Annotated in this window: 24 protein-coding genes and 1 riboswitch; of the genes, 8 read left to right on the forward strand and 16 right to left on the reverse strand. The window is 37.9% G+C overall.

Features of this window, described 5'->3' with window-relative positions:
• The first annotated feature begins 25 nt into the window (after positions 1-25).
• Entirely contained in the window at positions 26-1,084 is a 1,059-nt protein-coding gene (locus ACXAE4_RS23595; protein WP_033578117.1) for a DctP family TRAP transporter solute-binding subunit, read from the forward strand.
• Between the two features lie 145 nt (positions 1,085-1,229).
• A complete protein-coding gene (locus tag ACXAE4_RS23600) occupies positions 1,230-2,498 on the forward strand; it encodes a dicarboxylate/amino acid:cation symporter (protein ID WP_028412107.1) in 1,269 nt (422 codons plus the stop codon).
• Between the two features lie 33 nt (positions 2,499-2,531).
• Here ACXAE4_RS23600 and ACXAE4_RS23605 read toward each other — a convergent pair whose 3' ends face one another.
• Positions 2,532-2,711: a hypothetical protein gene (locus tag ACXAE4_RS23605; protein ID WP_140451633.1), complete on the reverse strand. Its 180-nt coding sequence runs from the start codon at positions 2,709-2,711 to the stop codon at positions 2,532-2,534.
• A 133-nt stretch (positions 2,712-2,844) separates the two neighbouring features.
• A complete protein-coding gene (locus ACXAE4_RS23610; RefSeq protein ID WP_014461462.1) occupies positions 2,845-3,510 on the reverse strand; it encodes a TerC family protein in 666 nt (221 codons plus the stop codon).
• 376 nt (positions 3,511-3,886) lie between these two features.
• Here ACXAE4_RS23610 and ACXAE4_RS23615 point away from each other — a divergent pair, with 376 nt between their 5' ends.
• On the forward strand, positions 3,887-4,069 hold the full coding sequence (locus ACXAE4_RS23615) for a YolD-like family protein (RefSeq protein WP_289578724.1): 183 nt from the start codon (positions 3,887-3,889) through the stop codon (positions 4,067-4,069).
• A gap of 79 nt (positions 4,070-4,148) precedes the next feature.
• Here ACXAE4_RS23615 and bioA read toward each other — a convergent pair whose 3' ends face one another.
• The 5 genes from bioA to ACXAE4_RS23640 form a co-directional block, all read right to left on the reverse strand.
• Complete coding sequence (bioA, locus tag ACXAE4_RS23620) at positions 4,149-5,522, reverse strand: adenosylmethionine--8-amino-7-oxononanoate transaminase (protein ID WP_475237041.1); 1,374 nt, start codon at positions 5,520-5,522, stop codon at positions 4,149-4,151.
• Positions 5,503-6,225, reverse strand: a complete 723-nt coding sequence (gene bioD / locus ACXAE4_RS23625; RefSeq protein ID WP_116742103.1) for a dethiobiotin synthase — start codon at positions 6,223-6,225, stop codon at positions 5,503-5,505. The genes bioA and bioD overlap by 20 nt, the downstream gene beginning before the upstream one ends.
• A 32-nt stretch (positions 6,226-6,257) precedes the next feature.
• Positions 6,258-6,821: a biotin transporter BioY gene (locus ACXAE4_RS23630; protein ID WP_289578723.1), complete on the reverse strand. Its 564-nt coding sequence runs from the start codon at positions 6,819-6,821 to the stop codon at positions 6,258-6,260.
• 137 nt (positions 6,822-6,958) lie between these two features.
• Positions 6,959-8,395, reverse strand: a complete 1,437-nt coding sequence (locus ACXAE4_RS23635) for an amino acid permease (RefSeq protein WP_013055535.1) — start codon at positions 8,393-8,395, stop codon at positions 6,959-6,961.
• A gap of 315 nt (positions 8,396-8,710) precedes the next feature.
• Positions 8,711-9,904 (reverse strand): NupC/NupG family nucleoside CNT transporter, encoded by a 1,194-nt coding sequence (locus tag ACXAE4_RS23640; RefSeq protein ID WP_475237044.1) that lies wholly within the window; start codon positions 9,902-9,904, stop codon positions 8,711-8,713.
• 138 nt (positions 9,905-10,042) lie between these two features.
• Positions 10,043-10,144, reverse strand: a riboswitch (purine riboswitch).
• Positions 10,145-10,541: 397 nt separating this feature from the next.
• Here ACXAE4_RS23640 and liaG point away from each other — a divergent pair.
• Entirely contained in the window at positions 10,542-11,402 is an 861-nt protein-coding gene (gene liaG / locus ACXAE4_RS23645; RefSeq protein WP_226556154.1) for a LiaG family protein, read from the forward strand.
• A 26-nt stretch (positions 11,403-11,428) separates the two neighbouring features.
• Here liaG and ACXAE4_RS23650 read toward each other — a convergent pair whose 3' ends face one another.
• The 3 genes from ACXAE4_RS23650 to folP all read right to left on the reverse strand — a co-directional run bounded on the left by ACXAE4_RS23650 (position 11,429) and on the right by folP (position 13,965).
• On the reverse strand, positions 11,429-11,623 hold the full coding sequence (locus ACXAE4_RS23650; protein ID WP_013055532.1) for a hypothetical protein: 195 nt from the start codon (positions 11,621-11,623) through the stop codon (positions 11,429-11,431).
• A gap of 241 nt (positions 11,624-11,864) precedes the next feature.
• Positions 11,865-12,998: a zinc-dependent alcohol dehydrogenase gene (locus ACXAE4_RS23655; protein ID WP_289578722.1), complete on the reverse strand. Its 1,134-nt coding sequence runs from the start codon at positions 12,996-12,998 to the stop codon at positions 11,865-11,867.
• A gap of 118 nt (positions 12,999-13,116) precedes the next feature.
• Positions 13,117-13,965, reverse strand: a complete 849-nt coding sequence (gene folP / locus ACXAE4_RS23660) for a dihydropteroate synthase (RefSeq protein WP_080564783.1) — start codon at positions 13,963-13,965, stop codon at positions 13,117-13,119.
• A 353-nt stretch (positions 13,966-14,318) separates the two neighbouring features.
• Here folP and ACXAE4_RS23665 point away from each other — a divergent pair, with 353 nt between their 5' ends.
• Positions 14,319-15,305 (forward strand): S8 family peptidase, encoded by a 987-nt coding sequence (locus ACXAE4_RS23665; protein ID WP_289578721.1) that lies wholly within the window; start codon positions 14,319-14,321, stop codon positions 15,303-15,305.
• A gap of 97 nt (positions 15,306-15,402) precedes the next feature.
• Here ACXAE4_RS23665 and ACXAE4_RS23670 read toward each other — a convergent pair whose 3' ends face one another.
• Genes ACXAE4_RS23670 through yknW form a run of 4 tightly spaced genes read right to left on the reverse strand, consistent with a single transcriptional unit; the run spans position 15,403 to position 19,099 of the window.
• The gene (locus ACXAE4_RS23670) at positions 15,403-16,599 is read right to left on the reverse strand and encodes an ABC transporter permease (RefSeq protein ID WP_014461471.1); all 1,197 of its coding nucleotides are present in this window, start codon (positions 16,597-16,599) and stop codon (positions 15,403-15,405) included.
• Positions 16,596-17,285 carry an ABC transporter ATP-binding protein gene (locus ACXAE4_RS23675; protein ID WP_014461472.1) on the reverse strand — a complete coding sequence of 230 codons (690 nt, stop codon included), beginning with the start codon at positions 17,283-17,285 and terminating at the stop codon, positions 16,596-16,598. Before ACXAE4_RS23675 ends, ACXAE4_RS23670 begins: the two co-directional genes overlap by 4 nt.
• Positions 17,282-18,412 (reverse strand): efflux RND transporter periplasmic adaptor subunit, encoded by a 1,131-nt coding sequence (locus ACXAE4_RS23680; RefSeq protein WP_289578720.1) that lies wholly within the window; start codon positions 18,410-18,412, stop codon positions 17,282-17,284. Before ACXAE4_RS23680 ends, ACXAE4_RS23675 begins: the two co-directional genes overlap by 4 nt.
• The gene (gene yknW / locus ACXAE4_RS23685; RefSeq protein WP_154989562.1) at positions 18,413-19,099 is read right to left on the reverse strand and encodes a YknW family membrane protein; all 687 of its coding nucleotides are present in this window, start codon (positions 19,097-19,099) and stop codon (positions 18,413-18,415) included.
• Between the two features lie 341 nt (positions 19,100-19,440).
• Here yknW and ACXAE4_RS23690 point away from each other — a divergent pair, with 341 nt between their 5' ends.
• From ACXAE4_RS23690 to ACXAE4_RS23700, 3 genes are all read left to right on the forward strand, one after another.
• A complete protein-coding gene (locus ACXAE4_RS23690) occupies positions 19,441-20,748 on the forward strand; it encodes a homocysteine synthase (RefSeq protein ID WP_028412095.1) in 1,308 nt (435 codons plus the stop codon).
• Positions 20,749-20,845: 97 nt separating this feature from the next.
• The gene (locus ACXAE4_RS23695) at positions 20,846-21,583 is read left to right on the forward strand and encodes an ABC transporter ATP-binding protein (RefSeq protein ID WP_154973531.1); all 738 of its coding nucleotides are present in this window, start codon (positions 20,846-20,848) and stop codon (positions 21,581-21,583) included.
• Positions 21,580-22,335, forward strand: coding sequence for an ABC transporter permease (locus ACXAE4_RS23700; protein ID WP_154973533.1), 756 nt, complete (start codon positions 21,580-21,582; stop codon positions 22,333-22,335). Before ACXAE4_RS23695 ends, ACXAE4_RS23700 begins: the two co-directional genes overlap by 4 nt.
• Before the next feature lie 31 nt (positions 22,336-22,366).
• Here the strand turns inward: ACXAE4_RS23700 and ACXAE4_RS23705 are convergent, their stop codons facing one another.
• Together ACXAE4_RS23705 and ACXAE4_RS23710 are read right to left on the reverse strand one after the other, a co-directional pair.
• The gene (locus tag ACXAE4_RS23705) at positions 22,367-23,374 is read right to left on the reverse strand and encodes an aromatic ring-hydroxylating dioxygenase subunit alpha (protein WP_028412092.1); all 1,008 of its coding nucleotides are present in this window, start codon (positions 23,372-23,374) and stop codon (positions 22,367-22,369) included.
• A gap of 392 nt (positions 23,375-23,766) precedes the next feature.
• The gene (locus ACXAE4_RS23710) at positions 23,767-24,210 is read right to left on the reverse strand and encodes a hypothetical protein (protein WP_014461480.1); all 444 of its coding nucleotides are present in this window, start codon (positions 24,208-24,210) and stop codon (positions 23,767-23,769) included.
• Positions 24,211-24,422: the final 212 nt, after the last annotated feature.

The following is a 24,422-nucleotide window of genomic DNA, read 5'->3' on the forward strand; positions in this document are numbered from 1 at the left end:
TTATTGAATCGCGGGGTTGGACATTTTGAAGATGTTTATAGGGGCAAGTATCATTGTTAGCGTTTTCTTGATGATCTATGTTTTTTTGCAGTATACGGTTATAAATCAGGATAATGTGTATCATGACGATGAGCAAAAAGGATTAAATAAGCAAATTGTGATTAATTTTAGCCACGTTGTAGCTGAGAACACTCCAAAAGGCTTAGCCGCTCAAAAATTCGCTGAAATCGTTAATCAAAAATCGGATGGTAAAGTTAAAATTGAAGTATATTCAAACGGTGTGTTGTATTCAGACGACGAAGAACTTGCCGCTCTGCGCCGAAACGATGTACAAATGATTGCGCCTTCTATTTCAAAGCTAACCGACCTTTCCCCTACGTGGCAACTTTTTGATCTCCCCTTCATTTTCGATGATTACAGCGAGGCAAAACAAGTGTTTACCGGGAAAATCGGACAGGATTTGTTGAGTACGCTGCAAGAGAAAAACATTAAAGGGCTTGCTTTATGGAGCAACGGCTTTAAACAAATGACCAGCAATACAAAACCTTTGCTCCATCCAGCAGATTTTCAAGGTCAAACATTTCGCATTATGCCAAGTGAAGTAATCAAAAAACAATTCGAACTTCTTGGCGCTAAGCCTCAGGCTGTCTCGTTTAATAAAGTATATCAATCCCTTGAACGACAGGAATTTGATGGACAGGAAAATACGATTTCTAATATTTATTCAAAACGTTTGTACGAGCTGCAAAAATATATGACCATCAGCAACCATGGATACTTGGGCTATGCTGTTTTAATGGATCAAAAATATTGGGACAGCCTCCCTGAAGATGTAAAACAACTATTAAGTGATGCCATGGTAGAAACAACGAACTGGATTTGGACTCAATCAAAAATGATGAACGATGAACAGCTGCAGCAAATAAAAAATAAATCTGGCATGCGCGTTTATTACTTAAATGATACACAGAAAGCCGAATGGAAAAAGCAGTTTAACTCTCTTTATCAATCGTTTGAAGCCAATGCAACAAAACAAACGCTTGATATCATTCAGCAAATAAAAAATATCGAAAGCAAAAAGTGATGACTATATGTTCATCACTTTTTTTGACCAAAATGACCAAAAAGAACATTATCACCAGAAATATAAATAGTTAAAATTATCAGTTAATATAAGGATAAGAATAATGTAAGCGTTAACAAAAATATTCTCGAAAGGAGCATTACATATGAAATTAAGTTTTAAAAACCTAACTGTTCAAGTTGTCATTGGTATCCTTCTTGGTATTGCAATTGGCTTTATGTTTCCTGAATTTGGAGCTAAATTAAAAATATTGGCTGATATCTTCATTAAATTAATTAAGATGGTGATTGCCCCAATTATTTTCTTAACAGTGGTCATCGGTATCGGAAGCATGGGAGATTTAAAGAAAGTGGGACGAATTGGAGGTAAAGCTCTTTTATACTTTGAGATTGTCACTACTTTTGCCTTAGCAATTGGAATTATCGTTGTAAACTTTATCAAGCCTGGGGCTGGCTTTAATATCAATGGCGCAAGCGGAGCTGATGTTACTCAATATACGCAGCAAGCAGCCGAAGCGGAGCATGGCTTTATGGAGTTTATCATGGGAATTATTCCAGACAGCGTATTTGGCGCAATGGCAAATGGTGAATTATTGCCAATCTTATTCTTTGCCGTACTATTTGGAATGGCTACAGCTACACTCGGCGAAAAAGCGGCTCCTGTCATTACATTCTTTGAACGCTGTACAGATATTTTCTTTGGAATTGTTAATATGATTATGAAACTTTCACCTATTGCGGCGTTCGGAGCGATGGCTTATACGATCGGTAACTTTGGAATAGGCTCTCTTCAAAAACTCGGTTTCTTAATGGGATCTGTTTACATTACTATGTTCTTATTTATTGTATTTGTACTTGGAACCATCGCCAAGATTTATGGATTTAATATTTTTAAATTCATTGCTTTTATTAAAGAAGAAATTCTACTTGTATTAGGTACGTCTTCTTCGGAATCTGCACTGCCAAAAATGATGGACAAAATGGAGAAGTACGGATGTTCAAAATCTGTAGTAGGACTTGTCATTCCAACTGGTTACTCATTTAACCTAGATGGAACAGCAATCTACTTATCCATGGCTGCTATCTTTATCGCTCAAGCGTATGGAGTCGACCTGTCGTTAATGCAAGAGATTACGCTACTTGGTATTTTAATGCTAACGTCTAAAGGAGCGGCCGGAGTCACTGGCTCTGGATTTATTACACTAGCAGCTACGCTTGCTGCATTCCCAATGATTCCAGTTGAAGGAATCGCGCTGTTAATCGGGGTAGACCGCTTCATGTCGGAAGCTCGTGCCATTACAAACTTAATTGGAAATGGTGTAGCAACTGTAGTTGTATCAAAAATGGAAAATGAATTTCATCCTCCTGTAGAGACGATACAAGACGTTAATTCCGCACCTCCATTAGCTAAGTAATAAAAAAAGAGGTTGAGACATAGCGAAATGAATTCAATCTAAAGACGAATAAATGGGATACATGAGCTGAACCGCTTGTGACACCGCAGTTAATTTCCATGCAAGGCTTCGCTTTCCGCGGGCGGCCGCTGAGCCTCCTCGTCGCCTACGCTCCTGTGGGGTCTCATCTGTTCCGCTTTTCCCGCAGGAGTCTTCGCCTTGTCCTCCAATCAACTGCTAGAAGGATCTAAACAAATAAAGCCTACGTTCACCACAACAAAAAAACGAACCACTAATCAAACATTTTGATTAGTGGTTCGTTTTTCACTTCGTCTTAAATACTTTTGTCCCAACCTCTTTTTTAGAATTAATGCGTTTCTTTTTTAGAACGTCCGCTAAGTTTCCCAACAACAACAACTAAAATAGCTAACAAAATAGGAACAATCGTATGCAAATGCGGATTTAATCCTTCTAATATATGTCCTACCGCTTTGTCTTTAAAGATCATTTCACCAGCAGTATAGCCAAGAAGCGCTGCTCCGGCAATGATGATAATCGGGAATTTTTCCATGATTTTCATTAAAAGCTGACTTCCCCAAATGATTAACGGAATGCTGATAACAAGACCAAGGATAATGAGTAGAATATTGCCGTTAGCCGCACCCGCAACCGCTACTACGTTATCTAAACTCATAACAAGATCCGCTATAATAATTGTTTTAATAGCACCTGCTAGAGTTGAATTCGCTTTAATATCTCCGTCATCTTCACCTTTTAAAAGACTAATCGCAATCCATAGAAGCAGCAGGCCTCCAATGAAATTTAAAAATGGAATTGTTAATAAATATACAGCGACAAACGTTAGCCCTACACGTAATACAACCGCTCCTAATGTACCGAAAACAACCGCTTTGTTTCGATGCTCGTCCGGAAGATTCCGACAAGCTAAAGCAATCACGACTGCGTTATCGCCACTCAGTACAATGTTAATGAGTAAAATTTCTAAAAGATTTAAAATAAAACTCTGATCCATAAAAAAACTCCTTGATTGATTTTTATTAGTCTATTTCTCTATCTCTTATTTCATTACTAGAAATAGAGAACTAAAACTCTATCAATATAACCCGTTCTTACCCTTTAATGAAAAGAAGTAGTTATTTCACTAACAGTATTTTATCACTAAAAAGAACTTTGAAATAGGTATTTGTAAAGGAAAAGTCAGTTCATTACAATAAATCAAACCTTATTCTTTATCTTTCATCTGTTTTTCACCATCATCCTCTACTATTAGTAGCAGGAGAGCATTTATAAAAAACAGAGTAATTTTTATAAATAATACAAGCCTCCAATGCTTCTTCATTATTTTGTAGTTTTTCGTCAGCTACGATATAAGAAGGGAGAAAATAGGTATGATTTTAAAAGCATTAAAAACGAATAAATTACTAACTATTAACTATCAAAACAACGGTTTTGTTCAAACGGTCAAAGGTTATATTCAAAACTTAAACTTGCTCGAACAAACTCTTCTATTAAAAGATGAAAATCAGCATGTGCAATCACTTCGACTATCAAGTATTAAAAACATTTATTGATTGAAAAAAGATCCGAACGATTCATCGTTCGGATCTTTTTTCAATTAAATAAAATATTTTTGTCTGACCCTCTTTTTATTTAGCTCACTGTATAGCGTGCGATTACTTCTTTAATCGATTCATATACAATTTCAACCATTGTTTTTAATTCTTCGTCTGTCATTGAAAGAATAGGCATCATCGTAATCACAGGACCTAGCTCTCTAATAATTAAACCTTTTTGGCGAGCCGCTAAAATAATGTCTCCCATCACTTTTTTATCTTCAAAAATAGACTTTGTTTGGCGGTCTTTCACAACTTCGATTCCTGCCATTAATCCTCTTTGTCTAATGTCTCCCACGTTAGGCAGTTCATAAAGCTTTAATAGATAACGTTTAAAAACTTTTGACTTTTCTTTTACGCTACGGATTAACTCTCTTTCTTCCATCAGTTCAATATTTCTAAGCGCTACTGTACAGGCCAATTGATTTCCCGTATACGTATGTCCATGAAAGAAGGTTTTATTTTCATCTGGATGAGCTAAAAAAGCATTAAATATCTGTTCGCTTGTTAACGTAGCAGCAAGCGGCATATACCCTCCTGTTATCCCTTTTCCTACACACATAATGTCCGGTACAACATCTTCTTGTTCACATGCAAACAGCGTCCCTGTTCGCCCGAATCCGACAGCTACTTCGTCACAAATGAGCAATACCCCGTACGCTTTGCACAGACGCTCTACTTGTTTTAAAAAACCGGGAGGATGTGTAATAATACCCGCTGCTCCTTGCACAAGCGGTTCAATAATCAAACCGGCTACTTCTTCTCCTTTGTTCTGCAAGAGCTTCTCTAGCTGGTGAATACAGTAAGCTGAAGCTTGCTCTTCCGTTTCTAACTCGTCCATACGGTAAGTATAAGGTGAAGGTGTGGGAATTCGTTCAAACAGCAAAGGCTTAAAGATGCGATGAAATAAATCCATGCCTCCTACACTGACTGCCCCAATTGTATCTCCGTGATATGCCTCATTCAATGAGATAAATTTACTTTTGTTTTTGTACTTTACAGAGTCGAGATTTTGCCAATATTGATAGGCAATTTTCAACGCAATTTCGACAGCGGCGGAACCTGTATCGGAGTAGAAGACTTTCGATAAGCTGCCAGGAGTAATTTCCGCTAGCTTTTTGGCTAACAAAATGGATGGAACGTTTGCGATATCAAGCAGCGTAGAATGCGCTAATTTTTCCACTTGTATATGTAAAGCTGTATTTAATTCTGGATCATTATGTCCATGCACGTTCACCCATAGAGAAGCATATCCGTCTAAATATTTGTTTCCCTCTACATCATATAAATAGCTTCCTTCTCCCCTTTCAATAATAAGAGGACTCGATTGACGGTAAGCTTTCATTTGTGTAAACGGATGCCATACGTATTCTTTATCCCATTTCTCCAGCTCAGCTTTTTGATACGGCACAGTCAAACACCTCCTGAATATGTTGAATAACACTTTTTTGCCTCATCATTTTCTCAATATATACATCTAACTCTTCATTGATATGTGTGAATACTGGAACGGTCATTAAAGATGATAGTTGAAGCAGCTTTTCAATTGTTCGAACATTATCGTTATGAATGATACTGCTGTGATTAAAACGATTAAAAATCAGTCCTTTGATGTTAAGCTGATGCTCACTTGCATATGAAAAGGTAGAAAGCGCATCGTGAATAGCTCCTAATCCCGTTGTTCCAACAGCAATAACCGGCATTTGTGCATCTATGACCAAATCTTTAGTCATATAAAACGCTGTTTCCTCTTCAATTAAAGGGACGGCAAGGCCTCCCGCTCCTTCCACGAGTACTATGTCAAATTCCTTTTTTAATTCATCAATGCGTTTTAAGACGATTGAAGGCTCTACCTTCCTGTTGCTCAGTGCAATAGCCAAATGAGGCGACGTCTCCGGCTTTAACTGATAAATACCTGTATTTGCTACTCCTATCTTCGTTTCAAACCAGTGAATATCTGGATAACCTCCAATTTTTTCTTGGTAGCCGGTTTGAAACGGTTTACAAATTGTCGTTTTTATTCCTAGACGACCAAGTATTTTATACAAAATACTTGTAACCAGGGTTTTTCCAATATCTGTTCCAGTTCCCGTAATAAAATACGCTTTGCCCATTTTCTTTTTTCTCCTTTTTTTCTATGTCTTAGTTACCCCGCTTTAACCCGCTTTGATGACAAACGGCTAAACTGAGGCTGCATTCGGTGAATCAGCACTGAACATAAAATACACAACAAAAGATCTCCAGGCATTGGCAAAACAGCTCCAAAAAGAAGTGTATCCCTCAGTGAAAAAGGCTTTTCAATTATCCATTTCATTGCTCCGTAAAGCCAGAAGCAGCCGACTGCATATACAATAGCTAACGTAGATAAATTAGCTAAAAAGATAGCAAAAGGTTTCCTTAAGTCATATTTTTGAATAAGGTAGCCGTTGATAAATGCACCTGCAGCATAGCCAATTAAATAGCCAAACGTTGGTTTGAAGATATACCCTAAACCTCCTCCTTCTGCAAAAACCGGAACACCGATTAACCCAATACCTATGTAGCATAGCTGACTATACAAACCTAAACGCGGACCTAGCAGCGCACCGGCTAAATAAACAGGAACAATTTGAAGAGTAAACGGTATGTAGGGAATAGGAATTTTTATAAATGCACCAATCGCCGTTAAAGCTGCAAATAAAGACACATACGCCATTGTTTTCGGTCTCATGTTCACCCTCCTTTCTCTTTTCGCTGCTTTAAGTTTGCAATAATTTCTTTTTATTTGTCAACTTAATTTTATTTTAAGTTTACAAATAAACAATAAAAAAAGACGCAAAAACCTGGGCTTTTGCGTCTTTTTGATTTTTATAAAATTACTTTTTTGTCGTCTTTAAGCTGCACTTCTTGACGGCTAATAGATAGATCAACTTTCTTTTTTACACGTGCATGATAATAAGCATAAAACAGCAGCGCTAGTGGAATACCGACATACAGTGCCATTCGCTGTTCTGCATCAAATGCCATGCTTCCCAATACGATTGTATTTAATACTAATGCGATTAAAGGTAATACCGGGTAAAGAGGGACTTTAAATTTTAAATCCTCGATTTGCCCTCCTTGATTTATATATCTTTTTCTAAATGCAAGCAGTGATGCAGCAATCGTAATCCAGCCGATTTGTGCACCTAAACCCGCTGCAGAAATGAGCCATACAAATACTGTTTCTTGAGCAAAGAATCCTGAAAGTAGAGATAAAAGCGCAATGCCTAATGTTAAAAGCAAGGCGTTCATCGGCACACCGCGTTTATTTACTTTCATGAAAGCTGAACTTGCCATGTTATCTTTTGACAATGAATACAGCATACGCGTTGCTGCATAAAGACCTGAGTTAGCTACAGATAACAGTGCCGTTAGGATAACAAAGTTCATAATATCTGCTGCATATGGAATACCAATTTGGTCAAATACAACAACAAATGGACTCTCCACTACGCCTGCTTTTTCAAGAGGAATCATACCTGCTAAGACAGCTACAGCTAGTACAAAAAATACAAGCGTTCTCCATACTGTTTGTTTAATTGCTCTTGGTACAGTCTTGTCTGGGTTTTCACTTTCCCCAGCCGCTACACCAATAAGCTCCGTACCTTGGAATGAGAAGTTAACTGTAATCATGGTAATCAACACGGCACTAATTCCGTGAGGGAACACGCCGTGAGCCGTATAATTAGAGAAAAGCGGTGCGCTGTCTCCATTACTTAATGGAAGAAAACCAAACATAGCAGCTCCACCAAGCACGATAAATAAAATAATAGCTAACACTTTAATGCTCGCAAACCAAAACTCCGCTTCACCAAACGCTTTAGCTGACAGTGCATTTAATGAGAATAATAAAAGCGCAAATATAGCGCACCAGATCCATACAGGAGAATCAGGAAACCATCTTTGCATGAGCTGACCTGCTGATAAAAATTCTAATGCAACCGTTACAGCCCAGCCCAACCAATATAACCATCCAAAAGCGAAACCAACACCAGGGCCAATAAATTTTGTTGTATATGTCTGAAACGAACCGGAAACTGGCATTGCTACTGCAAGTTCCCCTAAGCAAAGCATTGTTAAGTACATAATGAAGCCACCTACGATAAACGAAAGGATAGCTCCAATCGCTCCTGCTTGGCTAATCGTGTATCCTGTTCCTAAAAAGAAACCTGTACCGATAACCCCGCCGAGCGAAATCATAAACAAATGTCTGCTTTTCATCGTCTTTTTTAATTCATTTGTTTGCTGTTGTCCTTCTATCATATTAACGACATTTCCTTTCAACCTATTTATTACGAGATATTACCTAGAAAAAAATTAATAAACCTTTGTTTTCTATGCATATTTACTTACATATTTATGCGGCGTTCTCAATTTAAATGAAACAGCCATTTGTAATCTTAACATAATGCTCACTAGATTTAAAATGTTTTTCTGAAAAAGTAAAATGAATTTTTCTTGAATAGTGTGATTTTCTTTTACTGTTGATATTCATAACCGTTTTTCTTTAAATGAATAGAGGATGCAACAAGAAAAAAGCTGTGCTTTCGAAGACGAAAGCACAGCTTTTTTAACTTTTTACCAAACAAACAATCCAACAATCATAGCACTTAATAAAGAAACAGCGATACCGCTCACGAGCAGTTTCCATACGTTTTTTCCAATAATCGTTGATTTACCTTCTGATAACGTAGAATTATACGTCCCATAAATCATACCCACCGTACTGAAGTTAGCAAAAGATGTTAAGAATGTTGTAGCAACTGCAATCGTATGCGGTGGAAGTGTATCTAGATTTTTCTTCAAATCCATCATTGCCACGAATTCATTTGTTGCTAGCTTGATACCCATCAGCTGAGCTACGTACATTGCATCATGTCCCGTTAGCCCTAGTAAGAATGCGAATGGACTAAAGATATAAGAGAAAATCTTTTGTACAGTCAAGCCGTCTACGATAACGCCTAAAATACCGTTAAGCGCAGATGTAAGAGCTACATATCCAATAACCATCGCTAAAATAACAATTACCATGTTCATTCCGACTAACATACTGTTTGAAATGGTAGAGAAAAAGTCTTTTTTCTCCGACTTTGGCGGTACGTAAATCATATCTTCTTCTTTTGTAACATGAACTGGATTCAATAAGCTGACTAAAATAAGCGCGTTTAAACAGTTCAGTGGAATTGCTGTAAACACGTACGTAGCGGGAACCATTGTTAAATAAGCACCGATAATAAATCCGCTAATACTGCTCATACTCATAATTCCAAACGTAAGCAAACGGTTGTCTTTTAACACAGAAAGTTGATTACGAATAACTGCTAATGCTTCCGTATTTCCTAAGAACATCATTTGAATAGCGAAAAAGCTTTCTAATTTAGGCAAACGAGAAACTTTCGAAATGACCCAGCCTACTTTATCAATAATCCACGTTAAAATACCAAAGTAAGATAAAATATCAAAGAACGTCACGACAAAGATTATAGGCAGTAATGCACTGAAGAAAAAGTCAACCGTTTCATTCCCCATTACGGATGGGAACGCAAAAGCAATTCCATCGTTAGCACAGGAAATCAGCCAAGTAAAGAACGAAGCAATTTTATTAATAATCCATGTTCCGATTGAAGTTCCTAACATAAACCAAGTAATGAGGACTTCAACGACCAACAGTGAAGCAATCGGACGCCACTTTATTTCTTTCTTTTTAGGAGAACATAAGAAGACGACACCCATTACTACAAAAACGCCTAATAAATTTAATAAAAAGTACATGCAAGCCACTCCCAGGTGTGTATTTGAAAAACAAAAAAAGCTCTTACTTTTCATAAATTCTGACAATAACAGAAAGTATGAAAAGTAAGAGCTTTGAAAGAAGGCTGTATCTATGATAATACGCCCTTCTTTTTGCTGCTTATATCCAAACTTTCTTGTAGTCTAGTTTTTTACGGTTACTAGGTAGAGACTATCAGACCATATTACTGATAATATACAAGATCGTAATCTTAGCTGTATTCAATTGATATGAACAAATTCTACCCTTTATTTTTTTAATAATCAACACTTTAAAAGTTTTTCGGAATAATAAAATTGGTATGAAAATTCTATTTATTTATCACTTCTTTTGAACTACCCATCGGAAAATTACACAAAAAAAGTGGATTTAATCGTCCTTTTAACTCAATTATTTTCCTATTTTTGAAACAAAGAAATTGATTCTTTAATGAGTATGTTTAAATATCTACTTCGCTTTTCATTTAATTCCTCGAAAAAAATGTTTCATTTTTACGACTTGAGACGTAGAAAAAAATAATCCTGCTGTTCGTTGAATTTAACCGCTTTTCATTTTACACTTTATGGTAGAAGAAAACAAACTTAATTTAGGTAGAAAGCGGGTTATAACGTGAAAAAAATGTTGGCTTTTATTTTAGTGATAGGTGGTACTGCAGTTCTCTTTTCTACTGCATTTGCGCCTTCCTCTTGGTCGTTAAGTTCATTCAAGACGTCCAAGTCTGAAGCGGCGTTATCAAGTGATATTCAGCATATTCAAATTGACTCTCCAAGCATCAGTACAACTGTCGTGCCGCAAGATCGTCAAGATATTAAAACAAAAGTAGAAGGTAAAGGAAAAGTAGATGTAAAGCAAAATGGAGACACCCTAGTCGTCACTTATCAAAAAAGTCCTTTTCAATGGCTTTCTATTTTTTCAAACACAAAAGTGACAATCTACATTCCTAGAGATTACCACCACAATCTTGCGCTTACGGTAGGTTCTGGAGACCTTCAAGTTGCTACACAGCCTGAGCAAGCGCTTCAGCTGAAAGATGTTTCGATTAAAGTAGGCTCTGGAAATGCAAGTATTTCAAACTTGAGCAGCACCTCTCTTCGTACGGATGTCAATTCTGGAGATTTACAGCTGAGTAATGTTGAAAGCCAAACGGCTAAATTTGCTGTAGGCTCTGGGGAAATTAAAGGAACAAACTATAAAGGAAAACTTCAGGCGCGCATTGGATCTGGTGATCTCTATATGGATTTTAAAAAGCTAGAAGAAGCCGTTTCTGTAGATGTAGGATCTGGAGATGCCATGTTGGTTCTTCCCAAAAGCGCTGGTTTTAAAGTGAATGGAAAAGTAAGCAGCGGTGATATAAACAATGACTTTAAGTTAAGCAATGCAACCGTAACAGAAGATGTATTAAAAGGAAAGCATGGAAATGGAAAATATCCTATTGATGCAGCTGTTTCAAGCGGAGAGTTAACGTTAAAATCAAAATAAAACGAACACGGAAGTGTTCGTTTTATTTATGGTCTCACTGCAATATACCATGCTACTCCTACAATTGATCCTATGAATACGACTCCGTAAATAATAGATAAATTCACTATACTTTTCTTTTTAGATTTCCCGTAATCTTCATCTACTTTCTTTGCAGCACTGATCGTACCTGCAAGGGCAGCAACGCCGATAATAATGACAAGAAGCAATGCTAATTTCATTCATTCTCTCCTCCATATTTCGGTGATTGAATAAGATTGAATACCAAGATATTATTTATTTCATTTTAAGCAGCACGATTTAATCAGAATATGAAAGCGTTATATCTTCTCTTTCTATCATAAAGCTAAATTATGTAAAATCAACCATCCAATCGTGCATTATTTTCCTCCGCCACTTTACATACATAAAAAATTCCCGAGCTTCACTGCTCAGGAATCTTTCCTTAATAGACATGACACTTTAAGGTTTTAAAATGACTTTAATGCAGTTATCTTGATGACCATTAAAGATTTTGTAAGCATTAGCTGCGTCTTCTAAAGCGACTTTATGAGTAATGATTTCTTTTGGATCGAATTCTTCTTTTACAATTTGATCATATAATTTCGGCATAACTGGAATGACAGGAGCTTGCCCCATTTTGAGAGTTACATTTCGAGCAAAAAATGCTCCTAACGGAAAACTGTTATAGTTGCTTCCGTATACCCCGGTGATTTGGACGGTTCCACATTTACGAACGGCTTTTGTCGCAATTTGAATAGGCCCGAGCGTTCCACCTTGAAGTTTCAATTTTTGTTCAATGTATTCAAGAGGCGACTTTTTGCCATCCATACCTACACAGTCAATCACCACATCAGCTCCGCCTTTTGTGATTTCTTTTAAATGCTCCCCCATATCTGGGTATTCTGTAAAATCAAAGGTTTCTACGGCATTCATTTTCTTTGCATGCTGCATTCGGTATGGAACATGATCTATTGCAATAACCCGTTTGGCACCCTTCATCCAAGCAAACTTTTGAGCCATTAATCCCACTGGTCCGCAGCCGAGTACGATAACGGTATCTCCTTTTTTAACATCCGCATGCTCTACACTCCAATAAGCAGTTGGAAGCACATCTGATAAAAAAAGAAGCGATTCATCTTCTAATTCGCACGATTCTGGAATCATAAACGGTGTGAAATTCCCAAACGGCACTTTTAAATATTCAGCTTGACCTCCTGGATGATTTCCAAACTTTTCAGTATATCCAAAATAGCCGCCAGAATCATAATGTGGATTAGAATTATCACATTGGCTCGTTAAATCATCCTTACAGTACGCACACTGTCCGCACGCTACGTTAAATGGAATAATAACGCGATCTCCTTTTTTTACTTTTGTAACATCCGGTCCTACTTCTTCCACAATTCCCATTGGTTCATGACCAATAATATAACCGTGAGGCAATGGCATGTTTCCTTGATATAAGTGCAAATCAGAACCACAAATAGCGGTTGACGTTATTTTAATGACAATGTCATCTTTTTTCTCTAACTTCGCATCTTCTACTTCTGCTACTTTTACCTGATTAGGTCCTTGATACGTTACCGCTCTCATTTTTACCTCCATTTTTAAAACCTTGATGCTACTTAAATTTATCTAAAGGCATGTATTCTATCCGGATAAATCAAGGAAAAATAAAAAAGCAGCGCTTACGCATCTGCTTTAATGATTATTAAAACTGAAAGACATGTTTTCCTACCAGTACATCTGCCATCTTTACAAAGCGCTTAATTTCTAATACGTCATGAACCCGAACTATTTGTACGCCTTGTGCAATCCCAGCATATACAGTAGCTGCGGTTCCTTCCATTCTTTCCGTAGGAGGAGCATCGACTATTTGTCCAATAAATCCTTTACGAGAAGTAGCAAGCAGCACCGGATAACCCATATTCGTCAGCTGATCTAAATGCTGAATTGCTTCTACATTATGGGCAGCCGTTTTTCCAAAACCAACGCCTGGATCTAAAATAATTTGATCATCTCGAACTCCTGCAGTCTTTGCAATGGAGATGCTTTCTTTTAAATCACTTATCATATCTGTAATCAGATTTGTATAATTGGGCTCATGGCGATTATGCATTAAAATAATAGGAACATTATAGTCAGCTGCAACTTGAGCCATTTTGGGATCAGCCTTTGCGCCCCATATATCGTTAATAATATGTGCTCCTGCTTCTAGCGCATGCTTGGCCACTTCCGACTTGTATGTATCTACGGAAATCGGCACCTCTACGCGCTTAGCCACTTCAGAAATAACGGGTACAATCCGTTTAATCTCTTCTTCATCGCTAATTCTTGTATAACCAGGACGAGTTGATTCTCCTCCGATATCAATGATGTCTGCTCCGTGCTTCACCATTTCCTCAGCATGAGCAACTGCTTTATCTACATCGTAGTATTTTCCGCCATCTGAAAATGAATCCGGGTTTACGTTTAAAATCCCCATAATAAGCGTACGGTCCGCATAATTCAGTTCATACTTTCCGCATTTAATGACGGATTGAGACGTTAAAGTTGACACTATACTCAGCCCCTTCGTAATTTGCAAATTGATGTATATTTATAAATATCATGTATTTTGAGAATGTCATACCGTTCGTAATTATATCAAAAGTCACCAGTTCTATGTTATTTTTCTTGGAGTTTCTTTCTTCTATAGTGTGAGATAAACATTAAAAGCGAATACACAGATAACATTAAAAATCTTTGTAGGGCTTGTCTTTAGGGTCTTTTTTCCTCTTCTCACATCTTTTATGAGTCTTTTTATTCAAAAAGAAAGGAATCGCATAAAAAGCGTTTAATTTATAGCAATAGTTGGGAATTTATAATTAAGCAACTTCCATTTTTATGGAATTCATTTTAAGGAGGATGACTATGACTCAACAACCGTTACAAGTCAAATTAATTCCTTATACAATTGAGTCGATTATCGACTCAACAAACGAAACGCCTAAAGGAGTAAGCTTAATTCAAGCGCCGTCTATTTGGGAACAAAGCAATCAAGGGGAAGGCATTGTAATTGCAGTTATCGACACTGGTGTTGACACAAATCATCCTGACTTAAAAGATTGTATTATCGGAGGAAGAAATTTCACTTCCGATCATAATGGAGATTCTTCTATATTTGAAGACAATAATGGGCATGGTACTCACGTATCTGGTACCATTGCTGCTGCGCTCAATAATGAAGGGGTAGTAGGGGTGGCGCCCAAAGCAAAAATTTTAAGCTTAAAAGTACTTACCGGTGAAGGATCTGGAAATTACGAATGGATTATTGACGCTATTAACTACGCCGTCGAATGGCGCGGTCCTAACAATGAGCGAGCGCGAGTTATTTCCATGTCACTGGGTGGACCACAAGACGTTCCAGAACTGCACAAAGCTGTTCAAGATGCTGTTAATAAAGATGTTTCTGTCGTTGTTGCAGCTGGAAACGAAGGCGATGACCGCGAAGAAACACTTGAATATTCGTACCCAGGAAGTTACAACGAAGTGATTCAAGTAGGAGCCGTAGACAACAACCTAGACTTAGCTCCTTTTACCAATGTTAATGAAGAAGTAGACTTGGTCGCACCTGGTGTTGACATTATCTCTACTTATTTAGAAGGTAAGTACGCTACGCTTTCAGGAACTTCTATGGCAACTCCCCACGTTGCAGGAGCTGTAGCACTATTAATTAATTTATGTGAGAAAGAATTTGGACGCTCTTTAATTGAAGCTGAAATCTATGCTCAACTTGTAAGAAGGACGCTTCCTCTTGGATATCGAAAAAGCTCCGAAGGAAATGGATTTCTCATGCTTAATCTAGTGGAAAAAATACACGATATTATCAACGTAGCCCGCATCAATATTAGTAAGTGACAAATAAGAAAAAGCGGATCATATAATGGTCCGCTTTTTCAAAAATGATTGGAAAGCTTTTCGTCAGTTTGAAATAAAAACATGCAAATGAATGTCTCTATTCATACCTTAATGCTTCAATTGGATCTAGCTTCGCCGCTTTATTTGCAGGAAGCATACCGAATACAATACCAATCGTCATGGAGAACAATACTCCTCCGAGCACTACTTGCCACGAAATTAATGATGGCCATCCAGCAAATAATGAAACAAGAGCTGCCCCGCCTGCGCCGAGGCCAATGCCAAGCAAACCACCAATAAGCGTGAGCGTAATGGATTCAATCAAAAACTGAGTTAAAATTTGTCTTTTGGATGCGCCTAGTGCTTTACGAATCCCAATTTCCCTTGTGCGTTCCGTTACAGAAACCAGCATAATGTTCATAACGCCAATTCCTCCAACAAGCAGTGAAATGCCTGCAATTGAACCAATAATTGTGGTCATAATGCGCGTTACATTTCCAATACTATCTGCTATTTCTTCTAAGTTCTGCACTTGGTAAGCATCTTCCGCATCATGCAAGTTATTTAACAAATCCGTTGCGTCATTGCCTACTTTTTTTAGCTGATCAGAGCTTTTTGCTTGAACGCTAAGGTTTGTGTAGTCAAGCTTACCGAAGCTTGATTTATACGTATTGTCTGGAATATAAATAGTTGGCATTTCAAATGCCAAAAACCCCGTTGGCTTTTTTGTCACACCAACAATTTTGATAGGCTGTCCTTGAACCCATACTACTTGTCCAAGGGCTTCTTTTTTATCAAACAGCTCTTTTTTCATATCGCTTGTGATAACACCTACTCGATTACCTGATAAAAAATCAGAGCTGTCTAACATTCTTCCTTTTGAAACTTCCAGCTGATTAACTTCAATATACCCTTCATTAATTGCATTAACAGTCGTATCTGATTCCTTGTCTCTATATCTTATTCCCATTCCCATTGAGCTAGAAGCCACCACATTCTTCACGCCGGGAATAGTCGAAAGAGCTTTAATGTCATCCTCTGTAAAGATCGGCTCCCCCATCATTGAAAGGTCATCAGCTTGCATCTCGTCTTCAGGAGGCTGATAGTATACATCAACTGTATTGCTTGCTCCTGTTATTTCCGACTTAATCATCTGTTCTCCGCCTTGACCAATGGCTACAACGATAATAACAGCCGCTACGCCAATGATAATACCAAGCATCGTCAAAACAGAGCGCATTTTATGAGCAAGAACCGAAGAGAGAGCCATGCGAATATTTTCTATCAAACTCATAAGCTATCGTTCTCCTTATCGCTATGACTTAGCACTTTACCGTCACGAACGATAACTGTACGCGATGTGTATTCTGCCACTTCAGGTTCATGGGTAATGACTACCACTGTTGTGCCGTCTGCATTAAGTTTAGAAAATTGCTCCATAATATCAGCACTTGTTTTTGTATCTAGAGCTCCTGTTGGTTCATCTGCTAAAATAAGCGTCGGATTGTTAACAATAGAACGAGCAATAGCAACGCGCTGCTTTTGCCCTCCTGATAGCTCGCTCGGTAAATGTTTCATCCGCTCACTCAGCCCTACTTTTTCAAGCGCAGCTTCTGCTCTGGCGCGTCTTTCCTTACGAGATACGCCGGCGTATACCATTGGAAGCTCTACGTTTTCTACCGCTGTTAAACGCGGCAACAGCTGAAATTGCTGAAAAACAAAACCAATATGAATATTTCTTACTTTTGCCAGCTCCTCATCACTATAAGTGGAGATTTCTTGTTCATTTAATAAATAGGAGCCTGAAGAAGCGCGGTCTAAACATCCGATAATGTTCATTAGTGTTGATTTACCGGAGCCTGAAGGACCCATAATCGCAACAAACTCACCGTCGTAAATCTTCAAATTAATATCTTTTAAAATTGGCACTTCCTCTTTGCCCAGATGATAACTTTTATGAATATTTACAAGTTCAATCATTGAACAGTCACTTCCGCACCTTCAGTTAAGTCCTTTGAAGGATTTGTAATGACTTTGTCTTTAGAAGAAACGCCGCTTTTGATTTCAATAAATTTATTTGTTGTTTCTCCAAGCTTTACTTCCTTACGAACCGCCTTTTTATTTTTCACTACGTATACATATTTTTCTCCGTCTTCATTTACAACTGCTTTTATCGGCAGTGATGAAGCTTTTTTACTGCTTGTTTCAATCTCGAGCAGCAGCTTAAATCCCGGCTTAATCATCGTGATATCTTGGTCATCTACTTTTACTTCAACTGGATATTGATTAGCCGCATCATTGCCGGCTTCTGCTGACGCCTGCTGCTGAGGTAGATAGTCAATTTGTTTTACGCTACCTGCCCATTCTTTATCAGGCAAAACATCTGATGTAATTTTGACAGCTTGACCGGTTTTAATTTTTAATGCATCGTACTCAGACAGCACACCAGTAGCTAAGTATTCATCGGTATTACCAATATGTATAAGCGGTTTTTGAACGTCACTTGTGTTATTAACCGCTTCTTTATCTACTTCTAGCACCGTCCCATTAATATCACTCGCTACATCTAAATTACGTTCTTTTTTAGCAATTGATTTGGCTTCTAGTTTGTTTCGTTCTAAATCAATTTTAGCCGTTTCTAAATCGAGATTGAGCTGCGTACGCTCCGTGTCGATTTGATCTCTCGCTTCTTGCTTACTCATTTCTTTTTCTAATTCTTTTTGTTTTTTATTTAAATTAGAAAGCTGTTTGCTTACTGAGTCAATTTGCAGCTGACTCGATTTTTTTTCTAGCTTGTTTTGTTCTTGCTCTAAATCAAGCGCATCGCTTTCGTACGTTACAAGAGAGGTTCCCTGCTGTACACGAGAACCTTCTGTTACGTGAAATCGTTCAACCTCGCCTTTTTCAGCATCAAAATAGACATATTGCTCATCAGCAAGCTTTAGCGTACCCGGAACCATAACTGTATTTCTTAACTTTTTTTCCTTTATATTCGCTACGTGAACATTGATTGCTTTCCCACTTACACTTTGTGCACGATATACGTTAATCCCAATAACCGCAACAATAACAACTGCTACAGCTGTAATAATTATTCCTTTTTTCATTTACAACCCTGCTCCTTTAAGCGCTTCTGAAGCAGCTCCTCCAACTCCTGAAATAGCCGCTCCTAAGATGAATAAAATAATCACTGTAATAATAGAAGCAGCTTTTGATACATTCGCCACTTTTTGTAGTCCTACTGCTGTCAGAATAAGTCCCCAAATAGAAAAGATTTCAATGGAATTAAATACTCCTCCCATAGCACCTTTAGCCCCAACCATTCCATTTAACGAAGTCACATTCGCTGAAGTATGTGCTAGTGCAGCGACTCCCGTATTAATTAGCTGACCGATTGTTGTGATGAACGTAACAAACAAATTCAAACTAAACATTTGGCGGTACGTTGTTTTTCCAGTTCCTAACTTTGCAATTAAAAACAGAATCAAACTTGTGAATGCCAGTGTAGCAACTATTGCAATCACTCCTCCAACCGTTCCGCCAATCATACTGAATATAGGATTCACTTCAATCCCAGCTTCTTTTTGCTGCTGTAATGTCTCTTGCGCTTGAGGGGTATAAACAGCTAGAAGCGTTGTTGCAAGTGTTAAAACAATAACAAGTAAAAGAGGTCCCCAGATGACCGGAGTGCTTTTCATTTTCTCAAACTGTACAACCGGACTCGTAATAAAACCAAAAATAGAAGGCTTTCCTTTCTCTTGAACTTCCGAAGATACATTGACTTCTGTGCTCATAATCAAACTCCTTTTATTTTGTTTCGTTAGTAGCTCTTAAGACCCACCTTTTACTATTTTTAAAGTCTTCTAGCAAAATTGGCTCTCTAAGAAACTCTCAAACACCTAATATTCTAACATAATTATACAAATTAATTTACATTTTTCTTACATTTAATATTTTTTATGGTATTTTTAACAATTAAAGAGATGTCTTAATGCTAAATTACATTATTAATCTTTTTTATATTTTCTAAATATTCTAATTATCATTTGACATCATTCAATAGAATTCGTATATTATGATTAAAGTTTATTATTCCTATGTTTTTTATAAGTTTTATATCCAAGGAGGAGTTTCAATGTCTGCTAAGAAACCATTTCGTCCTGAAACACAAGCGATCCATTCTGGTCAACAGCTTGACCCAGCTACTTTTTCGCGTGCCGTACCTATTTATCAAACAAGCTCATTTGGATTTAAAGATACGGAGCATGCTGCGTCTTTATTTAATTTAAGTGAACAAGGCTATATCTACACTCGAATTGTAAACCCTACTACGGACGTTTTTGAACAGCGAATTGCTGAGTTAGAAGGCGGAGTTGGTGCTCTAGGAGTAGCTTCAGGTCAGTCAGCTACTACCTTTTCCATTTTGAATATCGCTTCCGCAGGAGATGAAATTGTATCAGCAAGCAGTTTATATGGGGGAACGTATAACCTCTTTTCGTCTACGCTTCCTAAACTGGGCATTACCGTCAAATTTGTAAACGCCGATAATCCAGAAAATTTTAGAAGTGCAATCACTTCCAAAACAAAGGCAATTTATGCTGAATCCGTTGGAAATCCACAGGGAAATGTGCTAGACATCGAGGCAGTTGCAGACATTGCCCACGAACATGGAATTCCTCTTATTATTGATAATACTGTTCCAAGCCCTTACCTTCTTCGCCCCATCGATTTTGGAGCAGATATTGTCGTTCATTCTGCTACTAAGTTTCTTGGAGGGCATGGAACAGCAATTGGCGGTGTTATCGTAGACAGTGGAAAATTCAATTGGGAAGCGAGCGGAAAATTTCCAGACTTAACAACTCCAGATCCAAGTTATCATGGCCTCGTATACACAGAAGCTGCCGGTGAAGCTGCTTATATTACAAAAGCGCGCGTTCAGCTTTTACGAGATATTGGAGCTGCTTTATCACCTTTTAATTCCTTTTTACTTCTTCAAGGAGTAGAAACACTCCATCTGCGATTAGAGCGTCACAGCGAAAACGCATTAAAGGTAGCGAAATTTTTAGAGCAGCATGAATTAGTAGAATGGGTAAATTATGCGGGGCTTCCTTCCCACCCTTCCTATTCTTTGGCACAAAAATATTTGCCTAAAGGACAAGGAGCCATTTTAACCTTTGGTGTCAGGGGAGGAAAAAACGCTGCGGCTAAGTTAATTGATTCGGTTCAGTTATTTTCTCATTTAGCCAATATTGGCGACTCTAAATCACTCATTATTCACCCGGCAAGCACCACTCATCAACAGCTATCTGAAGACGAACAAAAAGCTTCGGGTGTGACGCCAGAACTCATTCGTCTGTCGGTTGGAACAGAAGCAATCGACGACCTTCTTGAAGATTTAGATTATGCCTTAAAAGCCAGCCAAAAAGTGAATACAACTGTTTAAAAGCTGTGGTTTTCCACAGCTTTTTTTATATCGCCCAATAACTTTTTATACTTTCGCTTATGCTACAATAAACAAAACGAATGAAAAAGGAGTTACTATGAACACGTTCAATTCAATACCTGCCATTACATTTACAGACGTTCATAAAACATTTAAAGATAAAGAACATAGTGTTTTAAAAGGCATATCGGGTACAGTGATGCAAGGCTCGCTCGTCATGATGGTAGGACCATCAGGATCCGGAAAAAGCACCCTTCTTTCCATGTGCAATTTACTTTCTGCACCTGATGAAGGAAGTATTCAAGTATATGGAAAAGACATTAGTAAATGGAATATTTCTGATTTACGAAAAAAAGTGGGCATCGCTTTTCAATCAGCTCCTGTTATTGATGGAACAGTGCGAGATAATATGATGCTTGTTCAAAAACTGCATGGAAAACAGGATATTATGCCTGAAGAACTTTGTGCCTTAACCGGCCTTTCCCCTGACTTGTTAGAGCAGGATGCAAGAGATTTATCCGGTGGTCAAAGACAAAGGTTATCATTAGCGCGCACGCTGTCGAACGGATCTGACCTTTTACTTTTAGACGAAATCACTTCCGCTTTGGATGCCACTTCTGCTCATGAAATTGAACAGCTTATTTCTCATTTACATAAAGAACAGAATAAAACGATTATTTGGGTTACCCATAACTTAGATCAAGCCAAACGTTTAGGAGAGGAAGTCTGGCTTTTAATGAACGGAGTGATTATAGAAAAAGCGAAGACGGAGACTTTTTTTCATGCTCCTGTAAAAGCTGAAACAAAACAATTTATTGAAGGAGTCTTTCTATGAGTTTACTTTCACTGATTTTTACAATTGTTTTCGTTTTTATTGCTCTTTTTTTATCAAAATCTTTTCGTATAGGACTCGAAAAAGATATTATCATTGCCAGTATTCGAGCAGCCGTTCAGCTGTTAGTGATCGGATATGTTTTATCGTTTATTTTTGACGCGAATCACCCTGCTTTTATGATTCTCATTTTATTCGTTATGCTGACGGTCGCTTCCCAAAATGTTGTAAAGAAAAAAAAGCAGGGATTTAAAGCTTTCTTTCGTGTATTTGTCACTCTTTTTATTGTAGAAATCCTGACCCAAAGCGTTATGCTGGGCCTACATATTATCCCTGCTACTCCGCGATACGTCATTCCTGTCAGCGGTATGATTATTGGAAATTCGATGATTTTGGCCAATTTATTTTTAAATCGGTTAGACGCTGAAGTAAATAGAAGGCGAGATGAAATTCAATTGATTCTGGCACTTGGCGGCACTCCTAAACAAGCTATTCATAGTATTTTAAATGCTGCAATCAAAGCTAGCATGATTCCTACTGTAGAAAGTCAAAAAACAATTGGACTCGTTCAGCTTCCCGGCATGATGACAGGCCAAATTATTGGAGGGGCGGATCCGATACAAGCAGTCAAATTCCAGCTGCTCATCGTTTTTACTATCCTAGCGTCTGCTACGCTTTCCTGCGTCATCTTAAGCCGCTTAACATATCCTACCCTTTTTAATAGCTATCAGCAGCTTATCCGTGAACATACATAAAAAAGAAGAAAGGAGACTCCTTTCTTCTTTTTTATTGAGCAGCTTTTTTTAATCTTGTTCCTACGTCACTTCCAAAGGTCACTCCTAAATCACCGAGCCATCTTCTATAGGCAATACTCAGTCGGTCCGGATTCAAATGAAGCTCTGCTTGTAAGTCAAGCGGCAGCTCTTCGGGTTTTTGACTTTCTACAATGCTCGTATCTTGTTCAATAATAAGCTGCTGAAAATCACGGAAATATTGATCAGGTGCATCAAACGAATAGTTTCTAGAAACCAATGCAAACACAGTCGACTTTCTTTCCTCTTCAGGTAAAACCGCAAACAGCATCGAAAAGATCTCACCCGTTTCATAGTTCACTTTTTTCAACCTTGCAACGGCAGGACGAAGAATTTCAAAAGTATAATAAATAGTCGCAAAGTTACCCGTACCATCTGCATCTGCGTACACAGCGATTTCGTCAGAAATGTATCGGTTATCTTTCCAATGTACCTTATAATCAGGAATTTCGGCGTAATCCGAGTGTCCAAGGCTTCCTTCGTGAACAAAAGCCAAATGGCTTACATCTAGAAAGTTTTCTACGACACGAGGAGCTGCTGCCTGCAGAGTATGAGGATTGGCGCAAACCGTTTTAAATCCGGAGTTAAGGTATTCGTCATACTGAGGAAGAGGAATATCACTTGCCTCGCTGTTCATCTTCACCCATATAATCCCATACTTTTCAACGCAATCATATACCTGTGCTTTTGCTTTTGAAGGAATAGCTCTTCCCGGCGGCTGTTGAGGAATTTTCACACAAGCCCCGGCACCATCGTATTTCCAACCGTGATAAGGGCACACAATGCAATCATCTACTACTTTCCCAAGAGATAACGCTGCACCGCGATGGATGCACAAATCTTTAAATGCTTTAATGGCATTAGTTGTGCGAAACAGCGCAACTCGCTCTTCTAAAATCGTTACTTGCAAGGGCTGATCTGTTAAATCATGTGAATAAGCTGCAGGCAGCCATTCCTTAGCCAATACTAAATCTTTAATCATCTGCATCGCCTCCGTACGATAAGTGAATTTATTTCTTGTTTATAAAAAAAACCGCAGAAATAGAAGGAGTTCTTCTAATTCCGCAGCTTTTTCGTTCCGTAAAACAGACTATAAGCGCGCGAAGATTCTACATAATTGCAGATAGAGCGACCTTAGCACTTCATCTACAATAACAATACGTATTCATCGCTATTTTTTTAATCTCAATACCTAACCCTTGCATATTGAATAAAAAGCGGCCAGCCGCTAAAAGCTTTTCTGTCCACTGATTTCTCTTATTTTTACTTTATCAATTTCCCACTGAAAAATCTCTTGCTTTGTAAGCATCTCTCACATAATTTTTTCGGTTAAACGAATAAAAGCTGCGGTTTTTAAAACCGCAGCTTTCTTTATCATGAGCTCATATAACTGGCTGTATATTTTTTCGTCTGTTTTTGTATTTCTTGATTTAAATGTTTGAAAAATGAGAGCGTTTCTTCATAATCCGTCGCTTTTTCATGAAACTTCAATGTAAGATTTTCTTCAAACAACGTTTCTCCTTGATGACCGACCGCTTTTAGCTGAACATCTGTAACAATACCTTGCGAAATCGAACATAATAAATAATTAAAGCAATGAACCGGAACGATATGCATCAGATGGAAATCATCAATAGTTCTATCACTTTTTGTTTTCTTAAATTCCACAGTGAGTTCTTCCGGATGAATAAACACATTTATATGCTGTTTGGACAAACAAGTAGGATTCATTTTTTGTGTATACTCACAAAATTCCAGTCCAATAAATACAGAATTCTCGGAGTCAGCTTCAATGAAGATTTGCGAATTTTTTACCATTGTCCTCGTCCTCCATATTCAATCTAGTTACCCCACCACTGGCACTTGTTTGTAGAATATTACCAGTTCTTCTCTATTTTATCACTGATTTTTCTCAGTGCCTATTTAACAGACGGAAGTTCTCTTTAAAAGAGAAGGAACTGACAGGCAGTTCTTTATGTGAGAAGAATGAACAAAAGACACCTCTTTTGTTTTATTGAGGTGTCTTTTGG

The sequence above is a fragment of the Priestia sp. ABM2_011 genome, from assembly GCF_056158845.1.